The organism is Nocardia sp. NPDC019323, assembly GCF_044389845.1.
Classification (GTDB): domain Bacteria; phylum Actinomycetota; class Actinomycetes; order Mycobacteriales; family Mycobacteriaceae; genus Nocardia; species Nocardia implantans.
This window is the reverse complement of record NZ_JBIRYN010000008.1, coordinates 200,437-216,091: the sequence shown is the minus strand read 5'-3', so window position 1 is coordinate 216,091 and position 15,655 is coordinate 200,437. Positions and strand designations below refer to the sequence as shown.

Sequence of the window (15,655 nt, the reverse complement as noted above, 5' to 3'; positions counted from 1 at the left end):
CAGCTGTCTGGATGCGGTGCCGGGTAGCTGGACTAGTCTCCGGTTATGCCCTCGCGAGATCCGATCGTCGCCCGTCTGCGCCCCTTCGCGTCCACCATCTTCGCCGAGATGACCGAACTCGCCGTTCGGCACGACGCGGTCAACCTGGGGCAGGGGTTCCCGGACACCGACGGTCCCGCGAGCATGCTGGAAGTGGCGCGCCGCGCCATCGCCGACGGGCTCAACCAGTACCCGCCGGGCCGCGGCATGCCGGTGCTGCGCCGAGCCGTGGCCGACGACCGGGCCCGGCGCTACGGGACCGACTACGACCCCGACTCGCAGGTCCTGGTGACGGTGGGCGCGACAGAGGCGATCAGTGCCGCGGTGCTCGGCTTGGTGGAGCCGGGCGAAGAGGTCGTGGTGATCGAGCCGTACTACGACTCCTACGCCGCGGCCGTGGCGCTGGCGGGCGCACGGCGGCGTACGGCGCGTCTGGTGGCCGACGGGGATCGTTTCGTGCTGGACTTGGACAGTCTGCGTGCGGCCATCACCCCGGCGACCCGGATGCTCATCGTCAACTCGCCGCACAACCCCACCGGCACCGTGCTGGGGCGCGCCGACTTGCTCGCGATCGCCGAGATCGCTTGTGAGCACGACATTCTGGTGCTCACCGACGAGGTCTACGAGCACTTGGTCTACGACGGCGTCGAGCACATCAGCCTGGCCACTCTGCCGGGAATGGCCGAGCGCACCCTCGTGGTGTCCAGCGCGGCCAAGACCTTCAGCGTCACCGGGTGGAAGACGGGGTGGGCCTGCGGACCCGCCGACCTGATCGAGGGGGTGCTCGCGGCCAAGCAATTCCTGACCTTCGTGGCGGGCGGGCCGTTCCAGCCCGCCGTGGCACACGCGATCAACCACGAGCTGGAGTGGGTGGGCAGGCTGCGGGAGGCATTGTCGCAGAAGCGTCTTCGCCTCTCCGCCGCGCTCGCCGACACCGGAATGCGGGTGTATCCGAGCGCGGGCGGCTACTTCGTCGTCGCCGATATCACCCCGCTCGGCGCCGCCGACGGCCTGACGTTCTGCCGTGAGCTGCCGAAGCGGCTCGGTGTGGCGGCGGTGCCGGTCACCGCGTTCGCCGACGACACCGCCACCTGGAGTCATCTGGTGCGGTTCACCTTCTGCAAGCGTGACGAGACGCTGGACGAAGGGGTCCGCCGGTTGCGGCTCGGTTGATTCCGAACCTTGCCGTGAACTGTCAGGTTTTGCTGGCAGGGTGCACGGCATGGCAACCAGGTACTACACGGCAACTTCTCTCGACGGATATCTCGCCGACTCGGACAACTCGCTCACCTGGCTCTTCGAGGTGGAGGGCGCGGACGAGGCGCAAGCGGGCATCGCGGGCTTCCTCGCGCGGGTCGGCGCCATGTGCATGGGCGCGACCACCTACGAATGGGTCGTGGCCAACGAACCACCGGACAACTGGCGTCAGTACTACGGGGAGCGCCCGTGCTGGGTCTTCACCCACCGGGATCTTCCCCCGATACCGGGCGCGAATCTCCGGTTCGTCTCGGGCCCGGTCGAGGCGGTGCATCGGGCGATGGCCGAGGCGGCCGGTGCGCGAGACATCTGGATCGTCGGCGGCGGCGACCTCGCCGGGCAGTTCGCCGATGCCGGACTCCTCGACGACGTCATGGTGAGCGTCGCTCCGGTGACGCTGGGGGCGGGCGCCCCGCTGCTGCCGCGGCGCATCCTGTCGGACCGGATGCGGCTCATCGCTGTCGAACAGGCCGGCCAATTCGCGGAACTGCACTACCGGTTGACGCAGCCGGCCCGACGGGACTGATGCGCGTTCGGCTCAGGCCGGCACGGGCCGGGCGCGGTCGGTGGCGAGCAGGGCGGCGATGGCGCCCAGCATCGTGCCGGTGACGTATCGCTGGGTGCGCAGCCACAGGGGGCGGGCGGCGAGGAACGTCGCCAGACCGCCCGCCCCGAGGACGATCAGGCCGTTCACGGTGAGCGCCACCGCGATCTGCACCGCGCCCAGGCACAGGCTCTGCAACCACACCTTCCCGTGCTCCGGCGCGACGAACTGCGGGATCAGAGCCATGTACATGATCGCGATCTTCGGATTCAGCAGATTGGTGACCAGACCCATCGCGAACAAACGCCGGGTGGGGTCCGGGGACAGCGCCGTGGGCGCGAAAACGGAGACCCCGCCCGGCCGCAGCGCCTGCCACGCCAGCCACCCCAGATACGCGGCCCCCGCCAGCTTCACCGCCAGATACAGGCCCGGCACCACCGCGAACACGGCCGTTATCCCCGCCGTCGCCGCCGCAAGATACACCCCGAACCCCGCCGCCACCCCCGCCAACGAGACCAACCCGGCCCGCCGCCCCTGCGACACCGTCCGCGACACCAGATACATCATGTTCGGCCCCGGCGTGAGCACCATCCCCAACGCCGCCACCGCAACCCCCACCACCGCCGCCATCTCGATCATGCCCCGATCCTCACCCGCCCCACCGGCCCTTGTCGCGGTCCACTCGACAGCCGCTGGACGTGAGCGGATGCCGCCTTACGCCGGTTGGAAGTACCCGGTGCTTCCGGGCGAACGCGGTGGCACCGGCTCCAGGCGGGTATCGGGGCGCAGCACGTCGCCACTGCGGTATCGGTGGAAATACTCCTTGCTCGTGTCCGTGCGGATTGATTGCAAGGGCTTGTCGCCGTCGAAGAAGACGTAGAACACTTGCGCAGGCCCGTCGCTGCCGACTGCGGTCGGAAGGTTCGGCCAGCAGTAATCCTGTAAGCCGCTTGCCTGATTCATACGCTCGAGGGTGATGCCGGCTTTGGCGACTACGACCCGATCCCAGGTATCCGACCAGCCCGCCGCCCGCGTCAGATCCGCTACGCTCACCTTCTCCGGCCTGCCGAGGGCTTCGGAAACCGCACGGTCGAGTGCGCCCCTCGCGCCCAAGGGCTCGGCAGTGGACAACATGTCGAATGACCCGGTGCAGGAGGCGGCGATACCGCTGTCGTGTCCGCTCTGCGATGAAGAGCACGCTGTCATGGTCGCGACGATGATCCCGAGAGTCGTCAACGAGGCCGTGCGCAAGGCATTCATCATTTCGCTCCTGGAAGAGGAATGTCCGACGAGTTCGGCGAGACCGTGTCGCCGATCGGAACGCGATTACTCCACTCGATCTGTTGCCGGTTGTCGATCACGATCGCCTGCCCCGCCTCGATTCGCTGGCGGACCAGGCGTTGCAGTTCCTCGGGCGAAGCGTCGGGATGATCGACCGCGATTCTGCGGCCTTGCTCGTTGTTGTAGAGATCCATGGCTTCACGCGCCGGGGTGTTCGCACCCGTTCCCTCGTGGGCTGTGGCGAACGATGCGGTCCACTCTTCCCCGTATTTCTGGGTCATCAGAGCATTCCAGTACATATGCCGGTAGGCATCGCCATGATCGTCCGCCCAGGCCGATGGAATATCGGGATATGCGGCCTTCGCCGCGTTCTCGGCTTGGGACTTCAGTTCGAAGAACTCGGCCACGTCCGCCACGCCGGTGGGTTTCAGCAGAAGCGTGGAGACGAGTGCCGCCTCCTCCGGTGTCATGAGTGTCGGCTGGAAGTCGGGGTAGAGCAGACGGATTTCGGTCAGCAGCGGGCCGGAGGGCCACAGACCGGCACCCGACTTCGACGGCGCGGTCTGATATTCATTGAGGATTTTTGCCAGTTCGGGATCTTCTGGCATCGCGGTGGTACCGCGTTTGACTTCGTCCGATAGCTCTTCCAGCCAGCGTCGCACCTGATCGGCGCCTTCCTTGTCCGCCTGCTGAACAGCTGTGAGCGCGGCCCTGATCTGGGCGGTGAGATACGCCTCGTAACCCTCTTTCTCGACTAGACCGGAAGGGCCGAATTTCAAGAGAACTTCCCCATTGACATCCGGGAGTCGACCCCGCCGTCGTCTCGGACGAATAGATCGAATTCTGACTCCTCCGCCTCGGCCTTCTTTTCGCGGATGACATCGATGTAGTCGACGATCGACGCGATGTGCTTGTAGATTTCCTGTTGAAGGCCGACGAGTACTTCTTTCGTGCGGCGGGCGTGCTCGCGATCCTGATGTCCCCGGTCGCGCGCCGAATCGCCTGACCTGCCCCGATAGTACGTATATGACATGTCGATCGACACTGCGGCCTTGTGGGTATGGTCGTCGAGTTGGGAGGCTTTCTCTTTGAACTTGTCCGCGATCGCGATCGCGATACGAGGATCCCAGGACAGGACCAAAGGAACGGTGAGCGCGTCGACATAGTTTCCTCCGCTCACTTCTGTCCCGCCTGCTTCAGTCGGGACGCGAATTCGGCGTCCTGCGTGAGGAAGGCTTCGACCGCGGCGTCCGCGCTGTCGGCGAAACCGCGCAGCTGACGCGTGTGGTAGTCGATCACCTTGTCCAACGCTCCACTCAAAGAATCGATTGTCGCCGCGATGTCCGACTTCGGGAGCGTCGGCTCCGCGCGCAACCCTTGGGCCAGGGGTGCCAACTGCGCGGTCGCGTCGGCATGGCCACGAACTACACGAGCGAGTTCGCGAGTTTGTTCCGGATCAAGGTCGAAATTGCCCATGACGCCCCCTCTTTCGGTCTGGCCCTCGAAGTCAGGAGCATACCTGCCGACGCTGCGCCGGTGCCGCCGCGACAGCGATGGAGGGGGCCGAAGACGCAGGCCGAGGCGCGTGCCGGGCGGCGAGTCGGCGGGACTTGCCCGGCCGGACCGATGACAATGCTGCGCATGGCGGCCACGGTCAGCGGGTTGGGAAATCGGCGGGCGGAGCTGATCGACCGGGTGTCGCGGGGGGCGGCATTTCGGGGGGACATCGAGGGAATGCGGGCGGTGGCGGTGCTGGCCGTGGTGCTTTTCCATGCCGGTGTGCCGGGGATCGGTGGTGGATTTGTCGGCGTGGACGTATTTTTCGTGATTTCCGGTTTTCTGATCACGGGAATGCTGTATCGGGAAGCGGCGGCCGGTGGCACTGTCGGGCTCGTCCGGTTCTACGGCGCGCGGGCGCGCAGGCTGCTGCCTGCCGCGGGTGTCGTGCTGGTCGCCACGGCGATCGGCGCGGCCGTGCTGTTGCCGCCGCTGCAGGCGCGCCAAGCGCTCGGCGACGGGATCGCGAGCGCGCTGTACGCCGGGAATTATCGATTCGCTCTGCAGGGCACCGACTATCTCGCCGCGGACGCGCCGCCCTCGCCGTTTCAGCACTTCTGGTCGCTCGGGGTGGAGGAGCAGTTCTACCTGATCTGGCCCGCGCTCGTGATCACGACGGCTTGGCTCGTGCGACGGCGCCACAGCGGTTCGGTCACCGCGCTGCCGTACCTGATCGTTCTCGGCGTCGTCGCCGTGCTGTCTTTCGCGGTCGCGCTGACCTGGACCCGCACCATGCCACCGTGGGCGTTCTTCGCGCTGCCCGCGCGCGCCTGGGAGCTGGCGGCTGGCGGCATGGTGGCGCTGTCGGCCGTTCTCTGGTCCCGATTGCCGAAGTCGGTGTCCGCCTGCGCGGGGTGGGCGGGAGCCGGATTGATCGTCGTGGCCTGCGTTCGGCTCGACGAGCGGACGCCGTATCCGGGCATCGCGGCGTTGCTGCCTGTGCTCGGCGCGGTCATGGTCATCGGAAGCGGCTGTGTGGCAACGCGATTCGGTGTCGGTCGCGTGCTGGCGGTGTCCGAGATGCAGACCGTCGGCAGGCTGTCCTACTCCTGGTATCTCTGGCACTGGCCGGTGCTGGTGCTGGCCCCGCACGCGCTCGGCCGCCCCCTCGGGCTGGTCGGTGCGCTCGGCGCGGTCGCGATGGCCGGTGGGCTCGCCGCGCTCACCCAGCGGTTGATCGAGAATCCGGTCCGCTTCGCCGCCCGCCTGCGCGCATCGGGCGGGCTCAGCCTCGCCTGCGGTGGTGTGAGCACCGCGCTGGCCATCGGTGTGGCGGCCGCGCTGCTCGTGCTGGTGCCCCCTCCGGTCGGGCGCGGCACGGCGGCGCAGAGCCTCACGCTGACGACACCGGCCGCGCCGGCCACTCCCGCCGCCGACCCCTACGACGCCGCGATCGAGCAGCTGACCACGCAGACCCGAGCGGCGGTCGCCGCCTCGGCGGAGGTCCGCGACGTCCCGTCGAATCTCACGCCGGCGCTTTCGAACGCGCGCGGCGACCGAGCGGAGGTGTTCGACAACGGTTGCTTCCGTTCTTGGACCGACGTGGGCCAGGGGGAGTGCGCCTCCGGTGATCCAGCCTCCGCCACCACGGTGGCTTTGGTCGGCGACTCCCACGCGGCGATGTGGCAACCGGCGTTCGAGGACATCGCCGTAGCGCGGCATTGGCGGCTGGAGACCATGGCGAAGGTCACCTGTCCGTTGCTCGATCTGCCCATCACCAGTCCCTATCTGGGTCGGAGGTACACCGAGTGCGAGCAGTGGCGCGGGCAGATCATGGCCAGGCTGCGGCACGAGCGGCCCCGGCTGGTCGTGGTGGGCATGTCGCGTCGCTACGGCGGCGACTTCGGCTTCACCACCTACGACCCGGCGTGGATCGACAGCGTGCGTCGCCTGGCCGCCCAGCTGCGCGAGCTGGGCTCGGCGGTCCTCGTCCTGGGCGGCGTCCCCGATCCCCATGCCACCGTGCCCGCGTGTGTGGCCGAACACATCGATGACGCCGCCGCGTGCGCGCCCACCCGTGCGGTCGCGGTCGACGACGCGGGCATCGCCGCCGAACGCGCGGCCGCCATCGAGGGCGGCGCGCAGTACGCCGATCTGACCTCGCTGTTCTGCACCACCGCCCGCTGTCCGGTCATCGTCGGGAACACCCTCGTCTACCGCGACGACAACCACATCACCAGCGGCTACGCCACGACGCTCGCGCCTGTCGTCGGCGCGTTCGCCGAGCGCGCACTCGTACGCGGCTGAGCCGTCCCGCGCGGCCTGCGGGAAGACATCGCGCCCTTCCGGCGTTACATGCGGTCGCTGCCGCAACCGCGTCTCGCGGGAAGGGCCGGTAACCTGCGGGGTTGTCGGTGGGGTCGGGGAGAATGGCGGGGAATCCAACTGAGGAGGGACTGTGAACGACGGTCCGCTGATCGTGCAGAGCGACAAAACGCTGCTGCTGGAGGTCGACCACGAGTCGGCCGATGCCGCTCGGCAGGCGATCGCGCCGTTCGCCGAACTGGAGCGGGCGCCCGAGCACGTGCACACCTATCGGGTGACGCCGCTGGCGCTGTGGAACGCGCGCGCCGCTGGGCACGATGCCGAGCAGGTGGTGGACGCGCTGGTCAGCTTCTCCCGCTACGCGGTGCCGCAGCCGCTGCTGGTCGATGTGGTGGACACCATGGCCCGCTACGGCAGGTTGCAGCTGGTGAAGCATCCCGCGCACGGGTTGACGCTGGTCAGCCTGGATCGCGCGGTGCTGGAGGAGGTGCTGCGGCACAAGAAGATCGCGCCCATGCTCGGCGCGCGCATCGACGACGACACGGTGGTGGTGCACCCGTCCGAGCGCGGCCGGATCAAGCAGATGCTGCTGAAGATCGGCTGGCCCGCCGAGGACCTGGCCGGTTACGTCGACGGCGAGGCGCACCCGATCGAGCTCGACTACGCCACCGACGGCTGGCATCTGCGCGACTACCAGCAGATGGCCGCCGACTCGTTCTGGGCGGGCGGCTCCGGGGTGGTGGTGCTGCCCTGCGGCGCGGGCAAGACGATGGTCGGCGCGGCGGCGATGGCCAAGGCGAAGGCCACCACGCTGATCCTGGTCACCAACACGGTGGCGGGCAGGCAGTGGCGGCGCGAACTGCTCGCGCGCACCTCGCTCACCGAGGAGGAGATCGGCGAGTACTCCGGTGAGCGCAAGGAGATCCGCCCGGTCACCATCGCCACCTACCAGGTGATCACCCGGCGCACCAAAGGCGAGTACAAGCACCTGGAACTGTTCGACAGCCGCGACTGGGGGCTGGTCATCTACGACGAGGTACACCTGCTGCCCGCCCCGGTCTTCCGGATGACCGCCGATCTGCAGTCCCGCCGCAGGCTGGGGCTGACCGCCACGCTGGTGCGCGAGGACGGCCGCGAGGGCGACGTGTTCTCGCTGATCGGCCCGAAGCGCTACGACGCGCCGTGGAAGGACATCGAGGCCCAGGGGTGGATCGCCCCCGCCGACTGCATCGAGGTCAGGGTCACGCTGACCGACGCCGAGCGGATGGCCTACGCGACCGCGGAGCCGGAGGAGCGCTACAAGCTGTGCTCCACCGCGCACACCAAGATCGCCGTGGTCGAATCGATCCTGGCCCAGCACAAGGAGGCGCCGAGCCTGGTCATCGGCGCGTACCTGGAGCAGCTGGACGAACTCGGCGCCGCGCTCGACGCGCCCGTGATCCAGGGGTCGACGAAGACCAAGGAGCGGGAGGAACTGTTCGACGCGTTCCGGCGCGGCGAGATTCCGGTGCTCGTGGTGAGCAAGGTGGCGAACTTCTCCATCGATTTGCCGGAAGCGTCCGTCGCCGTCCAGGTTTCGGGTACCTTCGGCTCCCGACAGGAGGAGGCGCAGCGTCTCGGGCGGCTTCTGCGTCCGAAACACGACGGCGGGCAGGCACACTTCTACTCGGTCGTCGCGCGCGACACGTTGGACGCCGAATACGCCGCGCACCGTCAGCGTTTTCTCGCCGAACAGGGGTATGCCTACCGCATCACGGATGCCGACGACTTGCTCGGCCCCGCCATCGGATAACCGGAGGCATAGCCTCCACAAACTGTGCTAGGAATGAGGGCGTGCGACGCTTCGAATTCGCGGTGGACCGCAAGCACGCCCACGCGGTGAACGAAGTCTTCGCCGACCTTCGCCGCCTGCGCCTGCTGGCGATCGCCGCCGCGGTGGTCGCGGCGGCCGGCACGGCGCTGCTGATCTGGCTTAACCATCCGTGGGCCTACCTGCTCGCGGTCGCCTTCGCGCTCGGCGCGGTGACGGCGCTGTGGGTGGCCCTGTGGACGCCGTGGCATTCCAGCATCGACAAGCTCTACGCGGACGGCGAGCTGGTGCCCGCGGTGGTCTCCGAGGCCCGCCCGTCGGGTGTCGTGCTGCTCGCCTTGGTCGACGTGTCCGCGCCGGACATGCGCGATCCGCGCTACGCCTTGGTGACCAGGAAGGTCCGCGACCTCCCCGGTCACGAGGCCAGGCTCGGGGAGCGGGTGCCTTCGGTCGCGGTGCGCACCGACCGCGCGCCGCGCCAGGTGGGGCAGCGCTGGCAATCGGTGAGCGCCATGCCGATCGCTTGGGGCACCACCGACGATTCCGTCATCGCCCGCGCCCGCGCCGCGATCAGCGAAGCCGAATGGCGGCTGCTCACCGACAATCTCGCGCTCGCCGAGAAGGTGCGGCGCACCACCGCGAAACGTCTGCTGCTCGATCCGCACCAGCTGCCGGGTGAACTCGGCTCCTGAAACCGGCTGCGTACACGGGATTATCGGTTGCGTCGTCGCCTAGACTCGAAGGATGGTTCCAGCGTCCAACCTGCTGGCATTCGTCGCCGCCGCGGTCGTCATCATCGTCGTGCCCGGTCCCGGCGTGTTGTTCACCGTCGGTCGCGCCCTCACGCTGGGCCGGCGCGCGGCCCTGCTCTCGGTGCTCGGGCACGCCATGGGCGTCTACGCCGCCCTGGTGCTGGTCGCGGTCGGTCTCGGCGCCTTGCTCACCGCATCGGCGCTGGCGCTCACGGTGGTCAAGTTCGCAGGCGCGCTGTATCTGATGTACCTCGGGATCCAAGCGATCCGTCAGCGTTCGGCATTGCGCGAGGCGCTCGGCGCCGCGGTCGAACCGGCGCCCAGCACGCGCGTGTTGCGCCAGAGCGCCGTCGTCGGGCTCACCAATCCCAAGGCGATCGTCTTCTTCTCCGCGGTCCTGCCGCACTTCGCCGACCCGGCCTCCGGGTCGCTGTCGTGGCAGTTCCTGCTGCTCGGCACGATCTTCCTGGCCATCGCGCTGGTCTCCGACAGTGCGTGGGCACTGCTGGCCGCCTCGGCGAGGTCCTGGTTCGCCAAGTCGCCGCGCAGGCTGGAGGCGGTCGGCGGCGCGGGCGGGGTGATGATCTTCGGTGTCGGCGCGTCGGTGGCGCTGACCGGAAGCGGCGACTGAAGCCGCTACCATCCAGCGAAGCCGGTGCGCCGGTACCGGCAACAGGCGGGGTGGAAAGGGGTGGTTGTTCGTATGTGGTTGTCCGGCCGGGTGTGCGCCGCGATCGCGTGTGTCTTCGCCGCGGTGTCCTGGGCGCCCGCGCACGCGGATCCGCCCCCGGACCCGCTGGTCGGCGCGCCGGGTCTGGGCGATCCGTACTATCCGCTCGACGGCAACGGCGGCTACGACGTCCAGCACTACGACGTCGGCATCGACTACGACCCGCCCAGCCGGAAACTGGCCGGAACCACCACCATCACCGCACACGCCACCCAGGCCCTGCGCGCGTTCAATCTCGATTTCGCGGGGCCGGAAGTGCGCGAGGTGTCGGTGAACGGACTGCCCGCCGGTTTCGACCGCAACGGCGAGCACGAACTGACCGTGACGCCGTCGCTGCCGCTGCTGCCCGGCCTGCCGTTCACTGTCACCGTCGACTACGCGGGCACCGCGCTGGACACCGAGGGCGAAGGGTGGACCTTCGCGCCCAGCGGCGGCGCGTTCGTCGCCGGTGAACCGCACTCGGCGACCACGTGGTACCCGCTCAACGACACACCGCTGGACAAAGCCACCTTCGGTCTGACCGCCACCGTTCCCGCGGAGTGGGAGGTGGTCTCCAACGGCGTGCGCATCGAGGACGTGGTCCGCGGCGACAAGCGGACGGTCCGCTGGGCCAACGCCAGGCCCGTGGTCGGCTACCTGACCACGGTCGCGATCGACAAGTTCGACTACCTCGAGCAGCGCAGGGCCAACGGCGTTCCGCTGCTCAGCGCGTTCGCGCCGAATGTGCAGCCGCGCCAGCGCGAGCTGGAGCAGCGCGTGCCGGAGATCCTCGACTTCGCCGAAAAGCTCTACGGCCCTTACCCCTTCGAGGCCGCGGGCGGCATCCACCTGGACGCGGGCATCACGTTCTCGCTGGAGACCCAGACCCGCCCGCTCTACGCGCCGGAGATAGATCTGCAGGTCGTCGTGCACGAGCTCGCGCACCAGTGGTGGGGCGACTGGGTGTCGATTCGCCAGTGGTCGGACATCTGCCTCAACGAGTGCTTCGCCAGCTATACCGCCGACTACCTGTGGCCGGAGCGGATGGAGGGCAAGAACGTAGACGACCAGTACCGCGAGACCATCCGCAAGTACCGCGACAGCGAGAAGTACTGGAACATCCCGCTGGAGAACCCCGGCGTTGGCAAGGAGTTCACCTCCGTCTACTACCGCGGCCCACTGTTCCTGCACGCGCTGCGCAGGCAGATCGGCGACGAAGTGTTCTTCACGGCGGTGCGCGACTTCCTCGCCGCGCACGCCTACGGCAACGCCTCGATGCCGGAGTTCCGCGCTTTCGTGCAGTCCAGATCGCCTATGGACCTGACCGGCTTCTTCCACGCGTGGCTGAACACCACCGCGCCGCCGCCGGAGGAGTACCTGTTCCCCGGCGCTCTGCGCAGCTGACCCGTCAGCCGTTTCCGGCGCGCTGCCGTGCCTTCGTCAGCCTGCGCTCGGCTCGCTCCACCTGACGGCGCGCGGCCTGCAGTTCGTCCTTGGCCGATCGCTCGGCCGACTTGCGGAACTGCCGCTGCTGTTCGGCGTGGTCGAGTTCCTCGCGCAACGTGGCGACGCGTTCCTCGGCCGCGGACAATTCTCCGGTGGCTTCCGCGAGCGCGGCTTGTGCCGAATCCGCTTCGGAGCGAGCGGTTTCGAGTGCTTCCTCGGCTTCGGCCAGTTCGCGGCGCGCGCTGTCGTCCTGCTGCTCGCGCGCGGCCGCTCGTCCGCGCGGCGCGGCCGGTTCCGGCACCGCGAGCAGATCCGGTCCGCTCGGTCCGAAGCCCTCGTAGCTGGCGGCCGTGGCGAGCGTTCCGGCGCGCAGCCGATCGGCGACCTCCGGGTCGGCGAGTGCCGCCGTCAAGGTCTGGCCGATCTCCCGCACGACGTTCTCGCCGACCGGATGCCCGTGTTCGGCGGCGAGCGCGCCCGCCTTCTTGGCGAGGGCGTTGACCAGTTGCTGGCGCTGCGCGGTCAGGTCGCGCAACTGTTCGGCGGAAAGCTTCCGCTGCGCCGCGGCCAGTGCCGCGGCGAGCCGGAGCAAGGCGTCCACGTCGTCGGGCGCCGCCCTGGACAGCAGGTTCGCCGCCCATGCGGTCATGGTGGGTTTGCGCAGCTTGCCGATGGCGGCCGCGAGCTGCTTGTCGCCCGCCTGCTTCGCGGCGGCCGCCCGGTCGGCGCGGGCCGCGACGAACTCCGCGGGCATCAGCCCGTACAAGTCGCGCGCGACGTCATCGACCGCCATACTGCCCTAGCGTAACGACCCGGTCTCGGGCGACGACACACTCCGCATACCGGACAAGAGTCCAGTTGCACGGAATACGCGAAAGGCGTTGCTAGTGAATTACTCTGCGTTCTTCTTGCTCGGCCGTCTGCTCCCCAGCATCCTCGGTTACGCGCTCATGGGGCTGTACGGCACGCACAGCTACTAGCGCGCCCTGCGAGGTCGCCCGGCGGGCTGATGCGGCCGCTCAGGTCGTGCGGGTATCCTCACCGCGTTCACGAGCCCGTGAACGTGTTCGGTGAGAGAGGTTTTCAGGTGAAGTTTCCAGGAACGAGGCTGCTGGCACGGCTCGTGCTCGCCCTCGTCGCGGTGGCCGCGGTGGTGGTCGCGGTGGCCGGCTGTTCGATGATCGAGGACGCGGGCAAGTCGGACACCGCCAAGGCCGGGGTCGGTGACTGCATCAACGTCATCGAGGGCTCCGCGGTCGATTCCAAGACCGAGCCGGTCGACTGCTCGTCGGACAAGGCCGTGTACAAGGTCGCGCAGTCCTACGACAAGAAGACCGACTGCGCCGCCGACTACACCTCCTACGAGGAGACGCTGGCCGGCGGCACCACCGCCTTCCTGTGCCTGGCGCCGAACTTCAAGGAAGGCAGCTGCTACAACGAGAGCAGCACCACCGGATACAAGCACGTCGACTGCTCTTCCCCGGAAGCCACCTTCAAGGTGCTGAAGCGGATCGATGGCAAGGCCGACGAATTGCTGTGCGATCAGGACGCCGACGGCTTCCGCCTCATCGAATCGGACCCCAAAGTCACCTTCTGCACGGCCAAGCCGAAGGGCTGATCATTCCAGCAGGGCGACCGACGCGATCCGGTGCAGCGTGAAGTGCCGGACCGCGCCGGTGACCGGGTCGAGCGCGTCGAGCTGCCCGTTGCCCACCTTCAACGGCTCGACCACCCGCTGGGTGGCGACGCCGCGAGCGTCGACGTAGCCGATGTTCACCGACCGCCGCACCCGCGCCGCGAGCTGCAGCAGGGCGAGGGTGGCGGCGGTATTGGTCCTGGTGCCGTCTGGGCGCACCGCCTGACCGGATCGGGCGCTGGCGGCGCGTTCGCCCGCCCGCAGTTCGGTGACGAGCATTTCGAGCTGTTCGGTGCTCGGCGGTGTCGGCCGATACGGCTGCCGCGCGGCGGGCCGCACCGAGATCCGCGCTCCCCGCGGTCGCAGATCGACGATCGCGCCGGTCGAGTCCTCACCCGCGGGCGCGAAACCGGCCGCGCGCAGCTGCTCGAGCAGTTCACCCAGCGGAGCTTGGGCGATGGCGACGGTCGGCGCGATGGATCGCAGCGCCAGCGCGCTCGCCACCGGCGCGGACAGCACTTGGGCCAGCAGCGCCGGGTCGTCACTGCGGATGAACGACTGCGCCATGCCCGCGCGCAACTGGCCGTGGCGCCGGGCCACGTCGTCGATCAGATAGGTCAGCGCCTGCGGGATCGGCGTGCGGGAATGCGCGGCGAACAGCGCGTGCAGTTCGGCCGCCGTCAGCCCGGCGTCGAGGGCGCGCCGCACCGAGGACTCCCCGATCCGGTACACCGTTGCCGCGCCCGCGGATTCGACGTCGGCGACGAGGGCCACGCGACGCTGGAGGTCGGTGGTCAACGGGCCTGGCGCGATCACCGTGAGGTCCGCCTGCACCAGCACGTGGTCCACCGGCTCCGGCAGCGCCGCCTCCATTTCGGCCTCGGCGTCGGCCACGCTGGTCGGCGCCGCGTGCAGCAGCGCCCGCGCCGCCGAGCCGAGCGCGCCGCGGCCGATCAGCCCGAGCGCCGCCGCCTCCGCCAACGTCTGTTCCACCACCTCCGGCCGGAAGTTCCTGCGCCTGCGCGGCTGCCGCCAGGCCAGTAGGCGGCCGATATCCGCCGGGGCCAGCGCCGTGCCGGACGGGTATTCCGCGAGGAGGGCGAGGATCGCGCGCCGGTCGCGCGGCGCGGTCGGGGTGCGCAGTTCCAGGGACAGAGCGGCCAGCGGCTTGTCGTTGGCATCGCGCATGCCGATCATCCACGGCATCCGGTCCAGATCCAGCCAGGTGAGTCCGAGGGTGGCCCAGCGCCGGGCGGGCGGCGCTTCCAGCCAGGCGTCCACCAGTGGTGTCGGCGCCCAGAAGTCGTCGGTCGTCTCGAAGTCGGGCGGCGGGTCCGGCAAACCCTTCTCGATCAATTTCGCGCCCGCCAGCAGCTCGACCAGCAAACCCGCGCGCTGCTCGTCGACACCGGCCTGCTTGGCGACGCGGCGCAGCTCGCGCACGCCCAGGCCGCCCGCGCGCAAGGCGGGAGCCGGGGCCTGGCCCAGTACCTCGAGCACGGCCGCGCAGTGCCGCAGCAGCTCGCCCACCTCGCCCGCCGCCACCGCGTTCACCTCGGCGGGCGTTTGTTTCGTGGTCTCGGGTCGCGGCGGCGTCAGAGCGTGCGGGTGGGTGACCGGTTCCCGCCGCAGCACCTGGCCGACGGTGACCGGAAGCTCGACGGTCTCGTCATCGATCCAGTGCAACAGCCTGCGCGCCAGCAGGCGCTGGATCGGCCGGTCGGCCGGAGTGCCCGGTGCGGCGTCCTTGGTGCGGCCACGCGGCCCGGTCGCGGCCAGTTTGTCCAGCAGGGATCGTTCGGCCGACGAGAGCTCGGGCAGCGCCGCGACCACTTCGGGTTCGGTGAGCGCGTCGGGGATCTCGGTCGCGGCGCCGATCGGCCACGGCAATGCCTCGGCGGCCGCCGGAATCAGGTGCAGTCCCTGCTCGGCGTCGATCCAGACCAGCGCGCGAGCGGTCAGCCGTTCCAGTGCCTCGTCGATCGCGGCGGCCCGCACCCGTTCGCTCAATTGCACATGCAAATCCGCGGGGCGCAGCGGGCCGCCGTCGGGCCGCGTCACCCCGTGCCTGGCAAGGGTTTCCACGAGGGCGAATTCGAGGGTGTTCAAGTCCTCCGTGGCGCGCAGCACGGACGCGCGCTGCTCGACGCGGGCGGCGAGCACGGCCATGGTGGACGGCAGCGGCACGGCCAGGTCTGGCCGAAGCTGCAGCAGCGTCACGAGCTGGGCATCACTGCGGGCGCCGAGCCATCCGGCAAGGGAGTCGGTCGCGGTCATCCGATCCAGCCTACGATGCTGGGCGATCGCCCGCCGACGTCCGGAGGTACGGGCTGCGGCGCATCCGAGCGCAGCGGCCGGG

Annotated in this window: 15 protein-coding genes; 8 read left to right on the top strand and 7 right to left on the bottom strand. The window is 69.3% G+C overall.

Features of this window, described 5'->3' with window-relative positions; translation table 11 throughout:
• Positions 1–45 precede the first annotated feature (45 nt).
• Positions 46–1,212 (top strand): pyridoxal phosphate-dependent aminotransferase, encoded by a 1,167-nt coding sequence (locus ACH49X_RS26615; protein WP_357206565.1) that lies wholly within the window; start codon positions 46–48, stop codon positions 1,210–1,212.
• A 49-nt stretch (positions 1,213–1,261) separates the two neighbouring features.
• Positions 1,262–1,822: a dihydrofolate reductase family protein gene (locus tag ACH49X_RS26610; RefSeq protein WP_357206563.1), complete on the top strand. Its 561-nt coding sequence runs from the start codon at positions 1,262–1,264 to the stop codon at positions 1,820–1,822.
• 12 nt (positions 1,823–1,834) lie between these two features.
• Here ACH49X_RS26610 and ACH49X_RS26605 read toward each other — a convergent pair whose 3' ends face one another.
• From ACH49X_RS26605 to ACH49X_RS26585, 5 genes are all read right to left on the bottom strand, one after another.
• The gene (locus ACH49X_RS26605) at positions 1,835–2,479 is read right to left on the bottom strand and encodes a LysE family translocator (protein ID WP_195078219.1); all 645 of its coding nucleotides are present in this window, start codon (positions 2,477–2,479) and stop codon (positions 1,835–1,837) included.
• Positions 2,480–2,554: 75 nt separating this feature from the next.
• Entirely contained in the window at positions 2,555–3,100 is a 546-nt protein-coding gene (locus ACH49X_RS26600; RefSeq protein WP_357206561.1) for a hypothetical protein, read from the bottom strand.
• On the bottom strand, positions 3,100–3,900 hold the full coding sequence (locus ACH49X_RS26595) for a DUF6973 domain-containing protein (RefSeq protein ID WP_357206559.1): 801 nt from the start codon (positions 3,898–3,900) through the stop codon (positions 3,100–3,102). The genes ACH49X_RS26600 and ACH49X_RS26595 overlap by 1 nt, the downstream gene beginning before the upstream one ends.
• Positions 3,897–4,301 carry a hypothetical protein gene (locus tag ACH49X_RS26590; RefSeq protein WP_357206557.1) on the bottom strand — a complete coding sequence of 135 codons (405 nt, stop codon included), beginning with the start codon at positions 4,299–4,301 and terminating at the stop codon, positions 3,897–3,899. The genes ACH49X_RS26595 and ACH49X_RS26590 overlap by 4 nt, the downstream gene beginning before the upstream one ends.
• Entirely contained in the window at positions 4,298–4,597 is a 300-nt protein-coding gene (locus tag ACH49X_RS26585) for a hypothetical protein (RefSeq protein WP_357206555.1), read from the bottom strand. The genes ACH49X_RS26590 and ACH49X_RS26585 overlap by 4 nt, the downstream gene beginning before the upstream one ends.
• A gap of 258 nt (positions 4,598–4,855) precedes the next feature.
• On the opposite strand from ACH49X_RS26585, the gene ACH49X_RS26580 reads away from it, so the two are divergent.
• From ACH49X_RS26580 to ACH49X_RS26560, 5 genes are all read left to right on the top strand, one after another.
• The gene (locus ACH49X_RS26580) at positions 4,856–6,925 is read left to right on the top strand and encodes an acyltransferase family protein (protein WP_357206657.1); all 2,070 of its coding nucleotides are present in this window, start codon (positions 4,856–4,858) and stop codon (positions 6,923–6,925) included.
• A gap of 151 nt (positions 6,926–7,076) precedes the next feature.
• The gene (locus ACH49X_RS26575) at positions 7,077–8,735 is read left to right on the top strand and encodes a DNA repair helicase XPB (RefSeq protein ID WP_357112756.1); all 1,659 of its coding nucleotides are present in this window, start codon (positions 7,077–7,079) and stop codon (positions 8,733–8,735) included.
• Between the two features lie 41 nt (positions 8,736–8,776).
• On the top strand, positions 8,777–9,445 hold the full coding sequence (locus ACH49X_RS26570; RefSeq protein ID WP_195078225.1) for a DUF3239 domain-containing protein: 669 nt from the start codon (positions 8,777–8,779) through the stop codon (positions 9,443–9,445).
• A 52-nt stretch (positions 9,446–9,497) separates the two neighbouring features.
• On the top strand, positions 9,498–10,136 hold the full coding sequence (locus ACH49X_RS26565) for a LysE family translocator (RefSeq protein ID WP_195078226.1): 639 nt from the start codon (positions 9,498–9,500) through the stop codon (positions 10,134–10,136).
• Between the two features lie 60 nt (positions 10,137–10,196).
• Positions 10,197–11,618, top strand: coding sequence for a M1 family metallopeptidase (locus ACH49X_RS26560; RefSeq protein WP_323124131.1), 1,422 nt, complete (start codon positions 10,197–10,199; stop codon positions 11,616–11,618).
• Positions 11,619–11,622: 4 nt separating this feature from the next.
• On the opposite strand, the gene ACH49X_RS26555 is transcribed toward ACH49X_RS26560, so the two are convergent.
• On the bottom strand, positions 11,623–12,453 hold the full coding sequence (locus ACH49X_RS26555; RefSeq protein ID WP_357206553.1) for a hypothetical protein: 831 nt from the start codon (positions 12,451–12,453) through the stop codon (positions 11,623–11,625).
• Between the two features lie 294 nt (positions 12,454–12,747).
• Here ACH49X_RS26555 and ACH49X_RS26550 point away from each other — a divergent pair, with 294 nt between their 5' ends.
• On the top strand, positions 12,748–13,278 hold the full coding sequence (locus ACH49X_RS26550) for a hypothetical protein (protein ID WP_195078228.1): 531 nt from the start codon (positions 12,748–12,750) through the stop codon (positions 13,276–13,278).
• On the opposite strand, the gene ACH49X_RS26545 is transcribed toward ACH49X_RS26550, so the two are convergent.
• Positions 13,279–15,573, bottom strand: a complete 2,295-nt coding sequence (locus ACH49X_RS26545; RefSeq protein WP_357206551.1) for a helicase-associated domain-containing protein — start codon at positions 15,571–15,573, stop codon at positions 13,279–13,281.
• Positions 15,574–15,655: the final 82 nt, after the last annotated feature.

What these genes read in the sequence shown, in the direction of transcription:
- ACH49X_RS26555 (WP_357206553.1), bottom strand. Translation starts at nt 12,453, where the DNA reads ATGGCGGTCGATGACGTCGCGCGCGACTTGTACGGGCTGATGCCCGCG.
- ACH49X_RS26580 (WP_357206657.1), top strand. Translation starts at nt 4,856, where the DNA reads ATGCGGGCGGTGGCGGTGCTGGCCGTGGTGCTTTTCCATGCCGGTGTG.
- ACH49X_RS26605 (WP_195078219.1), bottom strand. Translation starts at nt 2,479, where the DNA reads ATGATCGAGATGGCGGCGGTGGTGGGGGTTGCGGTGGCGGCGTTGGGG.
- ACH49X_RS26565 (WP_195078226.1), top strand. Translation starts at nt 9,498, where the DNA reads ATGGTTCCAGCGTCCAACCTGCTGGCATTCGTCGCCGCCGCGGTCGTC.
- ACH49X_RS26585 (WP_357206555.1), bottom strand. Translation starts at nt 4,597, where the DNA reads ATGGGCAATTTCGACCTTGATCCGGAACAAACTCGCGAACTCGCTCGT.
- ACH49X_RS26615 (WP_357206565.1), top strand. Translation starts at nt 46, where the DNA reads ATGCCCTCGCGAGATCCGATCGTCGCCCGTCTGCGCCCCTTCGCGTCC.
- ACH49X_RS26610 (WP_357206563.1), top strand. Translation starts at nt 1,262, where the DNA reads ATGGCAACCAGGTACTACACGGCAACTTCTCTCGACGGATATCTCGCC.
- ACH49X_RS26600 (WP_357206561.1), bottom strand. Translation starts at nt 3,100, where the DNA reads ATGAATGCCTTGCGCACGGCCTCGTTGACGACTCTCGGGATCATCGTC.
- ACH49X_RS26545 (WP_357206551.1), bottom strand. Translation starts at nt 15,573, where the DNA reads ATGACCGCGACCGACTCCCTTGCCGGATGGCTCGGCGCCCGCAGTGAT.